The organism is Burkholderia sp. D-99, assembly GCF_011605345.1.
Classification (GTDB): Bacteria; Pseudomonadota; Gammaproteobacteria; order Burkholderiales; family Burkholderiaceae; genus Burkholderia.
The window spans coordinates 198860-220090 of the sequence record NZ_JAAOXM010000005.1 but is presented as its reverse complement, the minus strand read 5'-3'; the positions used below and the strand labels follow the sequence as shown (position 1 = coordinate 220090).

At 69.0% G+C, this 21231-nt stretch carries 3 protein-coding genes; all 3 read left to right on the top strand.

Going from position 1 to position 21231, the window contains the following annotated elements:
* The first annotated feature begins 101 nt into the window (after positions 1–101).
* The 3 genes from HAV18_RS20575 to HAV18_RS20565 are packed head-to-tail and all read left to right on the top strand — an operon-like array spanning position 102 to position 21228.
* Positions 102–4499, top strand: coding sequence for a beta-ketoacyl synthase N-terminal-like domain-containing protein (locus HAV18_RS20575; protein ID WP_166959115.1), 4398 nt, complete (start codon positions 102–104; stop codon positions 4497–4499).
* Positions 4496–7819 carry a type I polyketide synthase gene (locus HAV18_RS20570; protein ID WP_166959113.1) on the top strand — a complete coding sequence of 1108 codons (3324 nt, stop codon included), beginning with the start codon at positions 4496–4498 and terminating at the stop codon, positions 7817–7819. The genes HAV18_RS20575 and HAV18_RS20570 overlap by 4 nt, the downstream gene beginning before the upstream one ends.
* Positions 7816–21228: a non-ribosomal peptide synthetase/type I polyketide synthase gene (locus tag HAV18_RS20565; protein WP_166959111.1), complete on the top strand. Its 13413-nt coding sequence runs from the start codon at positions 7816–7818 to the stop codon at positions 21226–21228. The genes HAV18_RS20570 and HAV18_RS20565 overlap by 4 nt, the downstream gene beginning before the upstream one ends.
* The last annotated feature ends 3 nt before the right edge of the window (positions 21229–21231 follow it).

Genomic DNA, 21231 nt, shown 5'->3' with positions numbered 1-21231 from the left:
ATGGCGTGCATGACGGACTGTCTTTGCCCGTCAGAATGAACGCACGGATTCACAAGTGACGTGCATTCAGATCAACGTTTGGCAGACAACGAAGGTTGAGTATGCTTCCCGATACAAAATTCAGGACTGTTACGGAAATACTGCAGTTTCGCGGCAAGATCGAACCGGATAAGACGGCGTTCATTTTTCTCGATAACGGCGAATCGGAACTGGCCCGACTCACGTATGGCGACCTGGACAAGCGCGCGCGCGGCATCGCCGCCAGCCTGCAAGAGATTGCGCAACAGGGCGATCGTGTCCTGCTGGTCTATCCGCCCGGACTGGAATTCATCTGCGCGTGGGTGGGATGCCTGTACGCCGGCCTGATCGGCGTGCCTGCCTATCCACCGCGCAGGAATCGCCCGGCCGATCGCCTCAAGTCGATCGTGGCCGACGCCGGGCCGGTTGTCGCGCTCACTGACGCCGCCACGCTCGGCGGCATCGCGCATCGCGCGGACGGTTATTCCGACACGCTGGAACTGCGGATCCTGGCGACCGATCAGGACTTCGACGCACCGGCCGGGCAATGGCGCGCGCCGGACATTACGCCGCAAACGCTGGCGCTGCTGCAGTACACGTCGGGCTCCACCGGTACGCCCAAAGGCGTGATGATCAGTCATGCGAACATCCTGAGCAACATGGCGGTCATCGCCGAAGCCAGCGATGCCGATGCGTCGGCCGTGTTCGTCAGCTGGCTCCCGGTGTTTCACGACATGGGTTTCTTCGGGAAGGTGCTGTTGCCGATCTATCTCGGCGTGCTGTCGGTGCTGATGGCGCCGGCGGCGTTCGTGCAGAAGCCGCACCGCTGGCTGAAAGCCATCACGAAGTATCGCGGCACGCATTGCGCGGCGCCGGATTTCGCGTACGACCTGTGCGCACGCAAGATTTCGGACGAAGCCGGCGAACAGCTGGATCTGAGCAGCTGGCGGGTGGCATTCAACGGCGCGGAACCGGTGCGCGCGGAATCGGTGGCGCGTTTTTCGCGTGCATTCGCATCGCGCGGCTTCCACGCGGAAACCATGCGCCCGGTTTACGGCATGGCCGAGGCGACCTTGTTCATCTCCGGCCAGCCGGCGCGCTCGCAGCCGCTCGTGGCCGACTTCGACGCCGACGATCTTGCGCAAGGCGTGGCGACGAGAAGCGCGCACGGCAAGCGCCACGCGCTGGTCTCATGCGGCCGCGCCTGGGCGGGGCATCGCCTGCAGATCGTGAACCCGGAGACCGGTCAACGCTGCCCGCCCGGCCGAATCGGAGAAATCTGGTTGACGGGCCCGAGCGTCGGCGTCGGCTACTGGAACCGCACCGAGGAAACGGAGCGCACCTTCCGCGCGAGGCTGGACGGCGATGACGCGCGCTACCTGCGCACGGGCGATCTCGGCTTCGTCGATGGCGAGCACCTCTTCGTCACCGGCCGCCTGAAAGACCTGATCATCGTCGCGGGCCGCAATCACTACCCGCAGGATCTCGAACAATCGGCCGAGTCGAGTCACCCCGCGCTGGCGCCCGCCGCGTCAGCGGCGTTCTCGATCAACGTCGATAACGTGGAGCGGGTCGTCGTCGCCGCTGAAGTACGCCGCGAGGCGCTCAACACGCTGAACGCCGAAGCCGTCGCCACGGCGATCCGGCGCCAGCTCGCCGAAGTGCACGATGTCGATCTGTATGCGGCGATCCTGTTGAAACCGGCGACGATCCTGCGCACGTCCAGCGGAAAAATCCAGCGCAGCCGAATCCGGCAAGCCTTCCTCGATGAACAGGGGCTCGCGATCGCGGGCGAATGGCGGCGTTCGCTCTCCCGGGAGGCCGCACGCCCGGCCACCGCGGTGCGCGGCACGCAGGAACTGGTGCAATGGTGCATCGAGCGGGTCGCGCATCTGTCGGGCATCGCGCCCGGCAAGCTTGACCCCGACGCGCCGTTCAGCACCTTTGGGCTCGATTCGAAAGACGCGATCCTGCTCTCGGGCGAGTTGCAGGACTGGCTCGGGCAGCCCGTTTCTCCTACGGTCGTCTACGATTTCCCGAGCATTGCCCTGCTGGCGCGCCATTTCTGCGGCGCCGGGCATGCGGCGTCGGACGACACGCCCGTTGCCGCCGCACGCGCGGATATCGCCATCGTCGGCATGGGATGCCGCTTCCCCGGCGCCAGTCATCCCGACGCATTCTGGCAGCGCCTGCTGGAGGGCCATGACGCGGTCGGCGCGTCGAACGCACGCGCCGGCGGCCTTCCGACCACGGGATTGCTGGACCAGGTCGATCAGTTCGATGCGGAATTCTTCGGCATCAGCGCCCGCGAGGCCGAAACGATGGACCCGCAGCAGCGCCTGCTTCTCGAGGTGGCGTGGGAGACGTTCGAGCACGCGGGGATCGTGCCCCGGCATCTCGCCGGCAGCCGCACCGCGGTCATCGTCGGCATCAGCAATTCCGACTACGTCCGGCTGGCGCAGGAAGAAGACGCGGATGTCGGCCCGTATGTCGCGACCGGCAATGCGCTCAGCGTCGCCGCCAACCGCATTGCCTACACGCTCGATCTGCGCGGCCCGAGCTGGGCGGTCGACACGGCGTGTTCGTCGTCGCTCGTCGCGGTTCACCACGCGTGCCGCGCGCTGCAGCGCGGCGAGAGCGATGCGGCGCTTGCCGGCGGGGTCAACCTGATCCTGGCGCCGCAATTGAGCGCGTCCTTCACGCAAGCGGGCATGCTGTCGCCGGATGGCCGCTGCAAGGCATTCGACGCGGATGCCAACGGCTATGTGCGCGGAGAAGGCGTGGGCATGGTGCTGCTCAAGCGTCTCGACGATGCGCTCGCGAACGGCGACACCGTGTTCGCGGTGATCCGCGGTTCGGCGGTGAACCAGGATGGGCGCAGCAACGGCCTGACCGCGCCGAACGGCCCGGCTCAGCAGGCCGTGATTCACAGCGCGCTGCGCGATGCCGGCGTGCGGCCGCAGGACATCGGCTTCGTCGAGGCGCACGGAACGGGCACGCCGCTGGGCGACCCCATCGAGCTGAACGCGCTGACGGCTGTGCTGAGCGAATCGCGCCAACCTGAAGCGCGCTGCTGGATCGGTTCGGTGAAGACCAACATCGGCCACCTGGAATCGGCAGCAGGCATCGCGAGCCTGATCAAGACCACGCTGGCGCTGCACCATCGCACCATTCCGCCGAACCTCCATTTCCGGTCGCTCAATCCGCATATCGCGCTCGACGACACGCCGTTCCGCATTCCGCAGCAGGTCATACCCTGGCATCCGGAACACGGGCCGCGTGTGGCCGGCGTGAGTTCGTTCGGCTTCGGCGGCACCAATGCGCACATGATCCTGTCCGAAGCGCCGCACGCCGGCGTGGTCGTAGACGATCCGGCGGCGCCCGCGACGCACGTCATGACACTCTCCGCGCGCACGCCCGAAGCGTTGCAAGCGCTGGCGGCGTCCTACACGGTGTATTTCGACACCCATCCCGAGGTCCGCTTGCGGGAGGTCGCGTCGACGGCGAACACCGGGCGCACCCACTTCACGCGGCGGGCGGCCATCGTCGCATCGAGTCTCGATGCGTTGCGTTCACGGCTGCATGCCGTTTCGGCCAGCGAGGCCGCCGACACACCGCCCGCGGTGACGTTTCACTTTTCCGCCGACGACGGCGCCAGCGCCGATGCGGTTCGGCAATTGCGCTCGGCGAGCCCCGCTTTCAGCGCGCTGATGCAGCAGCAACCGGACGCGGCCGAGGACGGCTTCACGGCATTCCAGCGCGCGCTCGCGCAACTGTGGATGTCCTTCGGCATCACGCCGGACGCCGTCAGCAACACCGGCGACGGGCATCGCGCCGCGGCCTCGCTGGCGGACGTGCCGCAGGCCCCGGACGGCGCTGCGGCGGGCACCCATGGCATCGTCATCGAGATCGGCGCGCAGGCGGCCGCCTGGGACGCGATCCTGCACACGCTCGCCGAGCTCTACGTCCGTGGCGCATCCGTCAACTGGCACGCCGTCGAGCAGCCCGCACCGCACCGCCGGCTCGCGCTGCCGACCTATCCGTTCGAGCGTCGCGGCTTCTGGCTCAACCCGCGCGCGCCTCGGCATCCGTTGCTCGGGCGCCTCATGGCGCAGCACGCGCATTTGCCCGGCACGTGGATCTGGGAGTCGAGTCTCGACGCACCGGACACCGCCTTTCTCGCCGGTCATCGCGTGAAGGGACCGCCCGTCCTGCCCTATTCCGCCTATGTGGAAATGGCGCTGGCGGCCACCGCGGAGATCGGCGCCGACGGCCATACCACGCTGAAGGACCTCGCACTGCATGCGCCGTTGCCGCTGCATCCGCATGGATCGCGCGCCGTGCAGACCGTGCTGAGCCGCCAGTCCTGGGGACCGTTTTCGTTTGCCGTCTATCACCGGATCGAGGACACGAGCGCTGCCGCGACATGGCAGATCTGCGCCAGTGCCGAAATCCACGAATCGGATCGGAGCCACGCATGAAATTCGGCCTGATGTTCTTCGCCAGCAGTGAAGAGGCGCTGTCCGGCAACAAGTACCAGCTCGTGATGGAGAGCGCGCGCTTCGCCGATGCGAACGGGTTCTCCAGCGTCTGGGTGCCGGAGCGCCATTTCACCGAATTCGGCTCGCTGTACCCGAATCCCGCCGTCCTGCACGCCGCCCTCGCCGCGGTCACCGGACGCGTGCAACTGGTCGCGGGCAGCGTGGTCGCCGCGCTGCACAACCCGATCCGGATCGCGGAAGAGTGGTCCATGGTGGACAACCTGTCGAACGGTCGCGTGGGCGTGTCGTTCGCCTCCGGATGGAATCCGGACGACTTCGTGCTCGCGCCTGACAAATACGCGACCCGGCAGGACGACATGCTGACGACGCTGCGCACCGTCCGGAATCTGTGGCGCGGCGGATCGCTGAATGCGAACAATGGCGTCGGCAAGCCGGTGCAGTTGCGCATCTACCCGACGCCGGTGCAGCCGGAACTGCCTGTCTGGGTGACCGCCGCCGGCAATCCGCAAACGTTCGTCCGCGCCGGCGAAGTCGGCGCCAACCTGCTGACCCACGTGCTCGACCAGGACCGGGACCAGCTCGCGCACAAGATCGCCCTCTACCGCGAGGCGCGCGCGAAGCATGGCTTCGATCCGGCGACCGGCACCGTGTCGGTGATGCTGCACACGTTCGTCGGCGACGACGCGACGCGGGTGCGCGAGCAGGCGCGTGCGCCGTTCTGCAACTACATCCGCAGCAATATCGGACTGCTGAACGGGCTGGCGCAAAGCCGTGGCCAGTCGGTGGACGTGCGCGCGATGGGCGCGCGCGAACTGGACGAGTTCGTCGAGTTTCTCTATGAACGCTTCGCGCAATCGCGCGGCCTCATCGGGACGCCGGAAACCTGCGTCGACCTGGTGCGGGACCTCGAGTCGATCGGCGTGGACGAAGTGGCGTGCCTGCTCGATTTCGGTCCGCCGGTCGAGCTGATCCTGGGCAATCTTCCTCACCTGCGCCGGCTGCGGGAAATGTGCGCGCCCAAACGGCGCGCCGAGCCGGCGAGATTCGATGCCGCCGAGGTGCAGGCGCGCTGCACCGAAACGACGTCGGGCGCGGACTTCAATGGCGAAATCCGGCAGTACGGCGTGCAGATCGACGGCGTGTTCGATGCGATCCGGCAGATCTGGCGCACGACCGGTGAGGCGCTGGGGAAAATCAGCCTGCCGGCCGACGCACTGGCGTCGTCGCAATTCCACGTGCACCCGGCGTTTCTCGATGCGTGCAGCCGCGTGCTCGCGGCCGCCATCGATCCGGACGCGCTGCAGGCCGGGGACCTGTACCTGCCCAGTTCGATCGGTGCGGTACGGGTTCATCAGCCGCCGTCGTCAGCGCAGGCGTGGAGTCACGCGACGCTGCGCAAGCCGACCGGGCAACATGCGCTGGAGGGCGATATCCGCGTCCACGACCTCGCCGGCCGGCTGCTGATCGAGATCGATGCGCTGCGGTTGCAGCAGGTGCGTGCCGGACGAGCCGTCGAGCGGCACGACTTCGCCGCCCTGCTCTATCAGCGTGTCTGGAGACCGTCGAGCGTCGAAGCGGCAACCGGCGCTTCGGAGCAGGGCGAGTGGCTGATTCTCGCGGACTGTGGTGGCGTCGGCGCGCAACTGTCGGCCCTGCTGGAAAGCGCGGGCGATACGTGCGCGCTGCACTTCGCCGACGCGAGCGCGGCGCTGCCCGCGCTCGACCGGCCGCTGAAGGGCGTCATCCATCTGTGGAGTCTCGATCTCGCGCCCGCCGATATCGCCGCGAGACGGCGCGCCAGCGCGAGCGTGCTGCAGCTGGTCAGGGCGCTTGCGTCGCGCGCGCCGTCGGCCCGGCAGGCGCGTCTGTGGCTGGTGACGTCGGGTGCGATGAACGTTCTGGATGGCGAATCGACCGCCGTGGCGCAGGCGCCGCTGTGGGGGTTGGGCCGGGCGATCGCAGTGGAGCATGCGCCGCTGTGGGGCGGCCTGATCGACCTCGATCCCGCGCAGCCGTCGGCGACCCACATCGTGCAGGCGGTGCTGGCCGGCGGCCGTGAAGACATGATCGCGTTTCGCGGTGGACAACGCCACGTCGCGCGCATCGCCCGCGACAATCGCGAATTCGTCAGCCACCGGCCGGTCAGGTTCCACCCTGACGCGACCTATCTGGTGACCGGCGGGCTCGGCGGGCTCGGCCTGCGGCTCGCGGCCTGGCTCGCCGGCAACGGCGCCGGCAAGGTCGTGCTGCTCGGGCGCAGCGAGCCTTCCGCCGCCGCCGAAAAAATCCTGCAGACGCTCGACGCCCGCTTCATTCGCGCCGATCTGTCGCGTCGCGAGGACGTCGCGGACGCGATCGACGAAATCGCGCGTTCGATGCCGCCGCTCAAGGGGGTGTTTCACCTCGCCGGCGCACTCGACGATGCGCTGCTGGCCCGTCAGGACGACGACTTCTTCCATCGCGCCGGCAGCGGCAAGGCCGATGGCGCGTGGTATCTGCACGAGCTGACGGCCGACCTGCCGCTCGACCATTTCGTGCTGTTCTCGTCGATGGCCGCGCTGATCACCATGCCGGGCCAGAGCAACTACGCGGCGGCGAACAGCTTCCTCGACGCGCTGGCGCAGCATCGGCGCGCGCAGGGAAAACCGGCGCTCAGCGTCAACTGGGGGCCGTGGGCCGAGATCGGCCACGCCGCCACCGACTACGGACGGCGCGCGCATGAACAGCTGGGCGCGCTCGGTGTGGGCACGCTGTCGCCCGAACTGGCCATCGCGACCCTCGAACGGCTGATGGCGTCCGGCGTTGCCCAGTCCGGGGTCGCGCGCATCGACTGGCCGACGCTGTTCCGGGTCGATGCGCCGGCTGCCGGGTCGGCGTTGTTTTCCGAGCTGGCGCAACCGGCCGCGCAGCCTGCGCAGCAGGAGACGGCATTGCTGCGCCAGCTGCATGCGTGCGCGCCGCGCGAGCGGCTCGAGCTCATCGCCGGCACGCTCGCGAAGATGCTGGCCGAGACCTTGCGTCTGCCCGGCCCCGACGCCATCGCGCCCGAGCAATCGCTGCTCGATCTCGGCCTGGATTCGCTGATTGCGCTCGAACTGACCGACCGCCTCACCAAGGTGTTCGGCAGGCCGTTCCGCGCGACGCTGTTCTTTTCCTATCCGAACCTGCAAGCGCTCGCCCGGTACGTGCTCGGCGAACTGTCACCGTCGCTCCCCGCGCCTGTCGTCGACGAAGCATCGGACGACCTCGACGAGGACGACCTTTCCGAACTGATCGCGCAGGAGATCGGCGCCCAATGAACGCCAAGGCCACGCAAGCACTGAAAGCCGCACTCGACGAACTGCGCCAGCGGCGCGCGGAAATCGCGGCGCTGCGCTCGGACCGCAACGAACCGATCGCCATCATCGGCATGGCTTGCCGCTTCCCCGGCCGCAGCGATACGCCGGACGCGTTCTGGCAATTGCTCGACAACGCGCGGGACGCCGTCACCGAAGTGCCGGGCGAACGCTGGGACATCGATCGCTATTACGACCCCGATCCGTCCGCGCCCGGCAAGATGGCGACCCGCCACGGCGCGTTTCTCGAACGCGTCGATCAGTTCGACGCGGCGTTCTTCGGGATCGCGCCGCGCGAAGCGACCTATCTCGATCCGCAGCAACGGCTCCTGCTCGAAGTGGCGTGGGAGGCGCTCGAGAACGCCCATCTCGCTCCCGAGCGCTTCCGGCAGTCCGCCACCGGCGTGTACGTCGGCATTACCTGCTTCGACCATGCGATCCAGGTGTCCAATGCGGCGATGCCGTCGAGCAGCTACGCCGGCACGGGCAGCGCACTGAACATGGCCGCGGGCCGGCTGTCGTTCGTGCTGGGCCTCACCGGCCCGAGCATGGCGATCGATACGGCCTGCTCGTCGTCGCTGGTCTGCCTGCACCTCGCCTGCGAAAGCCTGCGCTCGCGCGAAACCGGCATGGCGCTCGCGGGCGGCGTCAACCTGATGCTGTCGCCCGAGGTCATGGTCAGTTTCTCGCAGGCGCGCATGCTGTCGCCGGACGGACGCTGCAAGACCTTCGACGCGTCGGCGGACGGCTATGTGCGCGGCGAAGGGTGCGGCATGGTGGTGCTCAAGCGCCTCTCCGACGCGCTCGCGGACGGCGACCGGGTACTCGGCATCGTGCGTGGCACGGCGGTCGACCAGGGCGGCGGCGGCGGCGGGCTGACCGTGCCGAGCCGCGATTCGCAGGAACGGGTGATACGCCGTGCGCTGAACCAGGCTGGCCTCGCGCCCGGCGACGTCTCCTATGTCGAGGCCCACGGGACCGGGACCTCCCTCGGCGACCCGATCGAGGTCGAAGCGCTGGCTGGCGTCTACGGTCCCGGCCGCACGGCCAGCGAGCCGCTCGTGATCGGGTCGGTCAAGACCAATATCGGGCATCTCGAATCCGCGTCCGGCATCGCCGGCCTGATCAAGGTCCTGCTGTCGTTCGAGCACGACCGGATTCCGGCGCACCTGCACTTCACGCGACCCAATCCGCATACGCCGTGGCAGGACATCCCGATCCGCGTCGCGGCCGATCCGGTCGCATGGCGTCGCGGGGAGCGCCGGCGAATCGCCGGGGTCAGCGCGTTCGGATTCAGCGGCACCAATGCGCACGCGATCGTCGAGGAACCGCCGGTCGCACCGGCGCACGCGGCGCAGCGCCAGTTGCTGCTGCTGTCGGCCAGATCCGAAGCGGCGCTGGCGGCGCTCGCATCACGCTACGAGCGCGCGATCGCCGGCGCGACGCCGCAGGAGCAGGCCGCCATCTGCCGCGCAGCCGCCACCGGACGGAGTCACTATCCGTTTCGCACGGCCTATGTGTCGGGCGGGCGGAGCGCGTCGGCGGCCGTGGCGCGCACGGGCAAGGCGTTGCGCCTGGGCGCCCTGTTCGGCGTGCCGGACACTGGCGTCGCGCGCGCGCTCCACGCATCGGAACCGCTGTTTCGCGATGCCTTCGACCGTTGCGCGGTGCCGCTGGACGCACTCGATACCGACGCGGGCCGCTTCGCGGTCCAGTTCGCGTGGGCGGAACTGTGGAAGGGATGGGGCATCCGACCGGCCGTCGTGTCGGGACACGGCATCGGCGAATATGTCGCGGCCTGCGTGGCGGGTGTCGTGAGCGTGGCCGACGCGCTGCGCCTCGTGGCCGCCCGCCCGGATGCCGACGCGTTGCGCGCCGCGCTTCAGGACATGCCGCTCGCACGGCCATCGGTCCGCCTGATTTCCGGCTGTCTCGGCGCGGAGGTGACCGACGAGGTGACGCACCCGCAGTACTGGCTGCAGCTTGCCGGGGCGCCGGATCAGGCCGACGCGCCGCACGTGCCGGAGGGGCTCGCCGACGGCTGGCTGCCGCCGCCCTGCGCCGGCGAGACACTGGAGCACGCTCTCGCGGCACTGTACGTGCAGGGCGGGCAGTTCGACTGGCACGCGCTGTTCCCGGCGCCGGCCCAGCCTGCCACCACGTTGCCGAACTATCCGTTCGAGCGGCAGCGGTTCAGCCTGGAGAAGATCCCGTCGCCCGTCGTCGGCAAGGATGCCGGCAGCATCGACGCCGCGCTGCGGCATCTCAAGTCGTCCGGCAAGTACCCGGAAGACGTGCTGAACGTCTTTCCGGAACTGCTCAGGACCGCGTTCGCCCCGGCCGAAACCGCCGCCCCGGCCGTTCCCCCGCTCTATCACGTGATGTGGGAGCAGCAGGCCGCGTTGCCGGCGGCACGGCTCGCCGCCGACGCGTCCCCGTGGCTGATCTTCGCGGACGAAAGCGGTGTCGGCGAACGGCTCGCCGCGCTGCTGCGCGCGCACGGCGCGTCGTGCGCGCTGGTACGCCCCGGCCGCGACTATGGCGGCGGCGCGGAAGCGGGCTGGCAGGTCGCGCCCGAGCAACCGGACCATTTCGTGCGCTTGCTGAACGAGACGGCCGCGCCCGGGCAGCGCATCGTCTTTTTATGGGCGCTGGACGAAGCCGTGGGCGCGTCGCGCATGTCCACCGCGCTGCTGCATCTCGTGCACGCGCGGGCCGGCAGCGAGCGGGCGTCTTCGATCGGGCCCAGGATCTCGGTGGTCACGCGCGACGCGGTGGAAGCCGGCGAGGCGCCCCGCGTCACGGGGCTCGCACAGGCTGCACTGTCGGGCCTGGCACGCGGGGCGATGATCGAGCATCCGGAATGGTTCGGCACGGCGATCGATCTCGATCCGGCCGCGCCGGCGGACGAGACGCAGGCGCTGCTTCAGGAACTGCTCGGCGAGCACCGCGAAGAACAGGTGGCGTTGCGGCGCGACGTGCGCCATGTCGCACGCCTGAGCCCGCTCGCGCAAACCGACACGGCCGCGCTGCGGGTCGATCCGGACGCGGCCTACCTGATCACCGGCGGGTTCGGTGCGCTCGGGCTGCACACCGCGCGATGGCTGGCGGCGCGCGGCGCCGGCACGCTGATCCTGGTCAGCCGTCAAGGGGCGGCAAGCGACGAGAGCCGGCAGGCGATTGCCGAGCTGCGCGAGCGCAATGTGACACTGCGCTGCGAACGCCTCGATATCGCGGATCCGGTGGCGGTCGCCGATTTCTTCGCCGCGCTGCGGCGCGACGGCGTGCCGCTGCGGGGCATCGTGCATGCGGCCGGCATCGTCGGCTACAAGCCGATCGTGCAGGTCGAGCGCGCGGAACTCGACGCGGTCCTGGAACCCAAGGTCGCCGGCGCTGTGCTGCTTCATCAGCACAGCGCGCCCTTCCCGCTCGATTTCTTCATCCTGTTTTCGTCGATCGCATCCGCATGGGGCTCGCGTGACCAGGCGCACTACAGTGCCGCGAACCGCTTCCTCGACGCGCTCGCGCATCATCGCCGCGCGCTGGGCCTGCCGGCCCTGAGCGTGAACTGGGGGCCCTGGGCACAAGGCGGCATGACGTTCCCCGAAGCGGAAGCGCTGCTGCGGCGCGTCGGCATCCGGTCGCTGGCGGCGGATCGCGCGCTCGACCTGCTGGATCACCTCCCCGCCGTGCCGCAGGCGGCGGTCGTCGATCTCGACCTGGCGCTGTTCCAGGCCTCGTACGAGGCGCGCGGGCCCCGCCCCTTCCTCGACCGCGTGCGGGTGGCCGGCACCGCCACGGGCGCGCAGGCGATGCCGGCATGGCGCGACGCCTCGCCGCGCGAGCGCAAGCGTCTGCTGGCGGACAGCATCGACCGCGCGGTGGCCCAGGTGCTCGGCTACGAAGCGGGGACGCTGGATCGCAACCTCGGCTTCTTCGAGATGGGCATGGATTCGCTGATGGCGCTGGACGTGCGCACGCTCGTCGAACAGGCACTGGGCATCCCGTTGCCGGTCGCGCTGCTGTTCGATCATCCGACGGTCAACGCCCTCGCCGATTTTCTGGCGGACCTGTCGTCCGGCACGACGCCGGACGCGCACGCGACGCCAACGGAGGTCGTGGCGCCGCGGCCGGTCGCGGCGACCGCTGCGGCCGCTGCAGCCCGCGAGACCGGCACGCCGGAGCCGATCGCGATCGTCGGCATGAGTTGCCGTTTTCCGGGCGCCGCGCACGACCTCGACGCCTACTGGCAGCTGTTGAACGACGGCGTGGATGCGATTTCCGAAGTGCCGCGCGAGCGCTGGGACGTCGACGCGTACTACGACCCCGATCCGGAAGCGCCGGGGCGCATGTACTGCCGCTTCGGCGGTTTCCTCGGCGACGTCGACCAGTTCGATCCGGCCTTCTTCCGTATCACGCCGCGCGAAGCGGCCGCGATGGACCCGCAGCAGCGCCTGTTGCTCGAAGTCAGTCACGAAGCGCTGGAGCATGCCGGGATTCCCGTCGACGGTCTCAAGGGCAGCCGGACCGGCGTCTTCGTCGGCATCACCACCAACGATTACGCGAACCTGCAGCTTCGCAACGGCGACGGCAGCGGCATCGACGGCTATTTCTTCACCGGCAATCCGCTCAACACGGCGGCCGGCCGCATCTCCTATGGACTGGGCGTGCAGGGACCGAGCATGGCGATCGACACCGCCTGCTCGTCGTCGCTCACCGCGATCCATCTCGCCAGCCAGAATCTGCGAAGCGGCGAATGCGATCTCGCGATCGCGGGCGGCGTCAACCTGATCCTGTCGCCGGACAACTCCATCGCCGTGTCGCGCACGCGGGCGCTGGCGCCGGACGGCCGCTGCAAGACCTTCGACGCGGCGGCGGACGGCTTCGTGCGCAGTGACGGCTGCGGCGCGCTGGTGCTCAAGCGCCTGTCCGATGCGCTCGCCGCAGGCGATCGCGTGCTGGCCGTGCTGCGTGGTTCGGCCGTCAACCACGATGGCGCATCGAGCGGCTTTACCGCGCCGAACGGCCGCGCGCAGGAAGCCGTCATCCGTCAGGCGCTGGGCGGGCTGTCCGCCGCGTCCATCGATTACGTGGAAGCGCACGGCACCGGCACCCCGCTCGGCGATCCCGTCGAGGTGCAGGCGCTCGCGACGGTTTTCGGCGAAGGCCGTGACGGGGGCCGGCGGCTGCGGGTCGGCTCGGTGAAGACCAACATCGGCCACACGGAATCCGCCGCCGGCATCGCGGGGGTCATCAAGGTCGTGCTGTCGCTGAACCACGACCGCCTGCCGGCCCACCTGCATCTGCGCCGCCCGAACCCGCTGGTGCAGTGGGACGCGCTGCCCGTCGAGATCTGTACCGAGGCGAGCGCGTGGCCGCGCGGCGAGCGGCCACGGCGAGCCGGCGTGAGCGCGTTCGGCGCGAGCGGCACCAATGCGCACGTGGTACTCGAAGAAGCCCCCGTGCCGGCGCAACGGGCGACACCGTCGAGACACAAGGTGCATGCGCTGGTGCTGTCGGGCAAGACGCCCGCCGCATTGCGCGAGCTTGCCGGGCGCTATCAGCGGCGGCTCGAAGCCGAACCGGGTCTCGATATCGCGGCCGTGGCGTTTTCGGCGGCGGCCGGCCGCTCGCATTTCGCACACCGGCTGGCGCTGCCGGTGACCTCCGTCGAGGACGCCATCGACAAGCTGCGCGCCTTCCAGGCCAAGGAACCTGCAGGCGCGGCGCAGCCCGCCCCTCGCGTGAAGATGGCGTTCCTGTTCACCGGTCAGGGCTCGCAATACGCCGGCATGGGCCGCCGCCTGTATGACGCGTATCCGGTGTTCCGCGACGCCATCGACCGCTGCCGCGCGGTGGCCGATCCGCTGCTCGACAAGCCGTTGCTCGAGGTGCTGTCCGCGCCGTCCGAGGACATCCATCAGACCGGCTACAGCCAGCCGGCCCTGTTCTCGCTGCAGTACGCGCTCACCACGTTGCTGGCGTCGTTCGGCGTAGTGCCGGACGCCGTGATGGGGCACAGCGTCGGCGAGTACGCGGCGGCTTGCGCGGCCGGCGTCTTCTCGCCGGAAGACGGCCTGCGGCTGATCGCCGAACGCGGCCGGTTGATGCAGGCATTGCCCCGCGACGGCGAGATGGCGGCAATTTTCACCGACCTCGCCACGGTCGAGCGCGCGATCGAAGCCTGTCCGCACGAGGTCGCGGTGGCTGCCGTCAACGGGCCGGCCAGCATCGTGATTTCCGGCAAGCGCGAGCGCATCGCACTGCTGGTCGACGCGTTTGCCGCGCAGGGCATCCGGTCCGTGCCGCTCAACACGTCGCACGCGTTTCACTCGCCGCTGCTCGAGCCGATGCTGGACAGCTTCCAGGCCGCGGCGCAAGCCGTGCCCGTCGCGCGCCCGGCCATCCCGTTCTATTCGAATCTCACGGGCGCCGTGATGGACGAGGCGCCCACCGACGCGTACTGGCGCCGTCACTGCCGGGAGCCGGTGCAGTTCGCGAGCAGCGTCGAGCGCCTCGCCGAAGCCGGTTTCAACGTGCTGGTCGAAATCGGTCCCAAGCCGGTGCTCGTCAACCTGGCCCGCGCGTGCTGCGCGCCGGATGCCGGGATCCAGTTCCTGGCCCTGCAGCGGCCGCAAGTCGAGCAGCAGGCGCTGATCGAAACGCTGTCGAGCCTTTATGCCCGGGGCGTCGATGTCGCCTGGGCCGCAACCGAAACACCCGCGCCCGTGCGCGTCGCCTTGCCGTCCTATCCCTTCCAACGCAGCCGTACCTGGTTTCAGAAAGCGGACACGTCCATGACTCAGACAAGCGCATCACCCATCGCTGCAACGCCGACCCACGACCGTAGCGGCGAGGTTCTCGAATGGCTTCGCGGCAAGATCGGCGAATTGATCCAGGCCGATCCCGCCACCATCAACATCGACCTGCCGTTCCTGGAGATGGGCGCCGACTCGATCATCCTGATCGAGGCCATCCGGCACATCGAGAAGCAGTACGGCGTGAAGACGGCCATGCGCCGCTTCTTCGAAGACCTGGCGACGGTGCAGGCGCTCGCCGAATACATCGCGGACAACCTGCCGGCGGAAGCCGCGCCGTCCGAGGCCGAGGCCGAGGCCGAGGCCGTAGCCGTGACCGTGGTCGAGCCGTCCACGGTGGCGCTCGCGCCGTCCGCTCAGGGGCTTGTGCCGACCGCCGCCGCGCCGGTGGAATGGGTGGCGGCCGAAGGCGGCTCCGCGGTCGAGCGCGTGTTGCGGGAGCAGAATCAGCTGCTGTCGCGCGTCATGAGCCAGCAGATGGATCTGCTGCGCACATCGCTGACCGGCCACGCCGACGTCCGGCCGGCGACGGTCGCCGCGCAAGCCGTCACGAACGTTGCGAACGTTGCAGCCAAGGCCGCGATCGCGGTGCCGGCCGCCACGCCCGCGGCGAAGCCCGCGCCGGCAACTGCGGCCGCGACCGGCAACCGGCCGCCCAAGCCGATGATGCCGTGGGGCAGCCCGGTCGAACAGCGGGCGCGCGGCTTGTCCGCCGTACAGCAGGAGCATCTCGAAGCGCTGATCGTGCGCTACACGACGCGCACCCGGAAATCGAAGGAATCGGTGCAGGCGTCCCGCCCGGTGCTGGCCGACAGCCGGGCCACGGTCGGCTTCCGCTTTTCGACCAAGGAAATGCTGTATCCGATCGTCGGCGAGCGCGCGGCCGGTTCGCGGCTGTGGGACATCGACGGCAACGAGTACATCGATTTCACGATGGGCTTCGGCGTGCATCTGTTCGGCCACACACCGGACTTCATCCAGCATCAGGTCAGCCGCGAATGGCAACGCCCGCTCGAACTGGGCGCACGCTCCAGCCTCGTCGGCGAAGTGGCCGCGCGCTTTGCCCGCGTCACCGGCCTCGATCGCGTGGCGTTCTCGAACACCGGTACCGAGGCGGTCATGACCGCGATGCGGCTCGCGCGCGCCGTGACGGGGCGCGACAAGATCGTGATGTTCACGCATTCGTATCACGGCCATGCCGACGGCACGCTCGCCGCGGCGAACGCGGAAGGCGTCACGGAAACCATCGCTCCCGGCGTGCCGTTCGGCTCGGTCGAGAACATGATCCTGCTCGACTACGGCAGCGACGCCGCGCTCGAGGCCATTCGCGGCATGGCGTCGACCCTCGCGGCCGTGATGGTCGAGCCCGTGCAGAGTCGCAACCCGTCCCTGCAGCCCGTCGCGTTCCTCAAGGAACTGCGCCGCATCACCGAAGAGGCCGGTGTCGCGCTGATCTTCGACGAAATGATTACCGGCTTCCGCGTCCATCCGGGCGGCTCGCAGGCCATGTTCGGCATCCGGGCCGATCTCGCGACGTACGGCAAGATCATCGGCGGCGGCCTGCCGCTGGGCGTCATCGCCGGCACCACCCGCTTCATGGACGCCATCGACGGCGGCATGTGGACCTACGGCGACCACTCGTTCCCGGTCGCGGACCGCACCGCGTTCGGCGGCACGTTCTGCCAGTACCCGCTGGCGATGGCGGCCGCGCTGGCCGTGCTGGAGAAGATCGAACAGGAAGGCCCGGCGCTGCAGGCAGCGCTCAACGAACGGACCGCGCAAATCGCCGGCACGTTGAATGCGTTCTTCGTGGAGGCTGAGGCGCCGATCAAGGTCACGTGGTTCGGCTCGATGTTCCGCTTCGAATTCACCGAGAACCTGGACCTGTTCTTCTATCACATGCTCGAAAAGGGCATCTACATCTGGGAATGGCGCACCTGCTTCCTTTCCACCGCGCATACGGATGCCGATGTCGACCGGTTCATCCGCGCGGTGAAGGACAGCGTCGCCGACCTGCGCCGCGGCGGCTTCATCCGGCCGCACTCGAAGCACGGCACGGTCGCCGCGCTGAGCGAAGCGCAACGCCAGCTGTGGGTGTTGTCGGAAATCGATCCCGACGGCTCGCTGGCCTACAACGTCAACACCACCCTCGAACTGAAGGGCCGGCTCGACGAAGCCGCGATGCGCGCCGCCGTCCAGGGCCTGGTCGATCGACACGAGGCGCTGCGCACGACGGTGACGCCGGACGGGTCGGGCCAGATCGTGCATCCGTCGCTGACGCTCCGGATTCCGCTGATCGACGCGGACCAGGACGCGTGGCGGGACCAGGAGAGCCGCGAGCCGTTCGACCTGGTGAACGGCCCGCTCTTTCGCGCCGCGCTCGTGCGCCTGGACAGCGAACGTCACCTGCTGGTGATGACGGCCCATCACATCATCTGTGACGGCTCGACGTTCGGCATCCTGCTCGAGGATCTGGCCCGGGCGTATGCCGGCGCCGCGCCGGCCGCGGCGCCGCTCCAGTTCCGCGAATACCTGAAGCAGCTCGACGGCCAGCGCCACAGCCCGGAAACGAAGGCGAATCGCGCGTACTGGCTCGCGCAGTGCGAGCGCCAGGCCGAACCGTTGAACCTTCCGGCGGACTACCCGCGGCCCGCGGTGAAGACGTTTCACGGCAAGCGCGTGTCGCTGCACCTGGACGCGGCGGCGGCCGCGTCGCTGCGCACCGCCGCCCGTCAGAACGGCTGCACGCTCTACATGGTGCTGCTTGCCGGCTTCAACCTGTTCCTGCACCGCATCGCCGGCCAGCAAGAGATTGTCACCGGCATCCCGGTGACCGGCCGTTCCGTGGCCGGCAGCGATCGCCTCGCCGGCTACTGCACGCATCTGCTGCCGCTGCGCTCCACGCTGCCCGAGCAGGCCACCGTAGCCAGCTTCCTGGCCGGCACCCGGCAGAACCTGCTCGACGCGCTCGAGCACCAGGACTATCCGTTCGCCGAACTGGTCCGCGAAATCGGCGCGCAGCGCGATCTCAACGCCGCCCCGCTGGTATCGGCGGTCTTCAATCTGGAGCCCGTGTCGGCGCTGCCCGGCCTGCCGGGCCTGACGGTCGACCTGGTCGCCCCGCTGATCCGTCACACCGCGTTCGATTTGAACGTCAACGTCCTCGACTCGGGGGAGGCACTCCTGATCGATTGCGACTACAACACCGATCTGTTCGACGAGCGCACCGTGGAGCGTTTCCTCGCGATCTACCGGACCCTGCTCACGCGTCTAGCGGGCGATGCGTCGGCCGCCGTTGCCCGGCTGCCGTTGACGAGCGAAGCGGAGCGGAACCTGCTGACCGTCGAGTGGAACCAGACCGAAACAGATTTTGGCGAGGCCGCCGCTCAACCGTTGCACCGCCTGTTCGAACAGCAGGTCGCGCGCACGCCCGATGCCGTCGCCGCCGTCCATGACGACGACACGCTCACCTACGCCGAACTCAACCTGCGCGCCAACCGCCTCGCGCACCGGCTCATCGCCCTCGGTGTCGGGCCCGACGCCCTCGTCGGCGTCGCCATGGAGCGCTCGCTCGACATGTGCGTCGCGCTGCTCGCCGTCCTCAAGGCCGGCGGCGCCTACGTCCCCGTCGACCCCGACTATCCCGCCGAGCGCGTGCGCTTCATGATCGATCACGCTCAGTTGCGCTGGCTCCTCACCCAGCAGCATCTGCGCGACGCGCTGCCCGACACCGAAGCCGCCCTGATCGTCGTCGATTCCAGCGAACTCGACCTCGATCCCGACGCCGTGGCCAACCCCGAGCCTGATCTGAACGGCGACAACCTCGCCTACATGATCTACACGTCCGGTTCCACCGGCCGGCCCAAGGGCGCGCTCAACACCCATCGCGCGATCACCAACCGCATCCTCTGGATGCAGCACGCCTACTCCCTCGACGCCGACGACGCCGTCCTGCAGAAGACCCCGTTCAGCTTCGACGTCTCGGTCTGGGAATTCTTCTGGCCGCTCGTCACCGGTGCGCGCCTCGTGTTCGCCCGACCCGGCGGACAGCGCGAGACCGACTATCTGGCCGAACTCATCGAGCGCGAACGGATCACCACGATTCACTTCGTGCCGTCGATGCTGCGTGCCTTCCTCGACCATCCGGACCTCGACGCGCACTGCGCGTCGCTGCGCCGCGTCGTGTGCAGCGGCGAGGCGCTGCCCTACGACCTGCAGCAGCGCTGCCTCGAGCGCCTGGACGTCAGGCTGTACAACCTCTACGGCCCCACCGAGGCCGCCGTCGACGTGAGCGCATGGGAGTGCAAGCGCGACGACCCGCACCGCATCGTCCCGATCGGCCGGCCCATCGCCAATACCCGCCTTCATATCGTGGACGCGCACATGCAGCCCACGCCGCTCGGCATCGCAGGCGAACTGCTGATTGGCGGCACGCCGGTGGGGCTCGGCTATCACGGCGAGCCGGAACTGAGCGCCGAGAAGTTCATCGCCGACCCGTTCTCGACCGACCCGCGGGCGCGCCTTTACCGCACCGGCGATCTCGCGCGCTACCGCCCCGACGGCAATATCGAGTTCCTCGGCCGCATCGATCATCAGATCAAGCTGCGCGGCCTGCGCATCGAACCCGGTGAGATCGAGGCGGTACTGACCTCGCACCCGCTGGTCGACGCCGCCGTCGTGGCGCTGCGCGGCGTGGACGACGGCGCGAAACTCGTCGCATGGCTGTGCGCGTCGCACCCCGAAGCCGAACTGATCGAAGCGGTCCGCGGCCATCTGCGGCAGCGGCTGCCGGATTACATGGTGCCGTCGGCGTTCGTCGTCGTGACCGCGTTCGAGACCCTGCCCAACGGCAAGCTCGATCGCACCAGGCTGCCCGAACCCGGCGACGGCCCGGCCCACGTTGCGCCCGCCAACGCGCTCGAAGCGCAGTTGACGGTCATCTGGCAGGAAGTGCTCGGCCAGGCCCGCATCAGCACGACCGCCCATTTCTTCGAGCTGGGCGGCAATTCGCTGTCCGCGACGAAGGTCGTCGCGCGCATCCGTCGCGATCTGCATGCGAAACTGGAAATCCGCAGCCTGTTCGCGCACCCCACCATTGCAGGTCTCGCGAAGCGCATCGCCGATACGCAGCCGATCGATTACGTGCCCGTGACGCCGCTGCCGGCGCAGACGCACTACGAACTCTCCCCCGCCCAGACCCGGCTGTGGGTCCAGGATCGCCTCAATGCGGGGCAAGCCGGCGGGCCGCTGCCCACGTCCCTGCTGTTCGAGGGCGTGCTCGACGTGGATGCGCTCGTGCGTGCGTTCCGCGCGCTGAGCGAACGTCACGAGATCCTGCGCACGCGTTTCGTGCTGGCAGGCAATCAGCCGGTCCAGCAGGTGCTGCCGCCCGGCGAAGCGGCCTTCCCGGTCGAGGTCGTCAATCTGCAGGATGCCGAGGACCGGGACGCCCAGGCCATCTCGATCTACGAGAGCGAACGGCTCGCGCCGATGGATCTCGCCGCCGGCCCGCTCTTCCGCGTCAAGCTGCTCAGGTTGTCCGAAGTCCGGCACATCTGCCTCTGCACGATGCACCACATCGTGAGCGACGGTTGGTCCACGGAGGTGCTGCTCGACGACCTGTCGAAGCTCTATGACGCGTTCGTCCAGCGCCGGCACAATCCGCTGCCCGCCCTTTCGATCCAGTACAAGGATTACGCCGGCTGGTTGAACCGCCTGCTCGCCGGGCCGGACGGCGCCCGCATGAAGGACTACTGGCTGGCCAAGCTGGGCGGCGGCCTGCGCGCGCTGGCACTGCCGGGCGACGTCGAGCAGCTGGCCGCACCGAGCTGGAAAACCTGGCGGTTCGAACTGCCCGCCGCCGCGACGACGGCGCTCGATGCGCTCGGCAAGCGTCACGGCGCGACCTTGTTCGTCGCGCTGCTGTCCGCCATCAAGGCACTGTTCTACCGCCGTTCCGGCCAGGAGGACATCGTCGTCGGTACGCCGGTCGCGGGCCGCGAGCTGCCCGAACTCGAGTCGCAGGTCGGCCCTTACCTGAACGTACTGGCGCTGCGCGATCGCGTCGCCGGCGACGACCGTTTCGACACGCTGCTGACCCGGGTGCGGGACACCACCCTCGAAGCGTTCTCCCATCCGCTGTATCCGCTGGATCGCCTGCTCGACGAACTGCACATCAAACGCGTTGCGGGACGCAACCCGCTCTTCGACATCGGCCTGACGCTGCAGAACCAGCGCGAGGGCGCCGTCGATCGCTACGCGGGACAAGTGCACATTGCCGAGCAGCCGGACCACGATCCGCAACGCGCGGACACGGAAGCCGCGACGGACTTCTGGTTCCTGGCCGAGCCGCGCGCCGAGGGCCTCGCGATCAGCGTCGTCTATCACGCGGGGCGGTTCAGCGAGGCCCTGGTGCAAGGCCTTGCCGACGAGCTGACGTCCGTCATCGGCGAAGTGCTTGCCGATCCGGGCGTTCGCATCCGGAACCTGACCTTGGGACACCGTGCGCTGCACGCCGAAACCCGTCAGCCGACCGTCGAACTCAGCGCATTCTAAGGA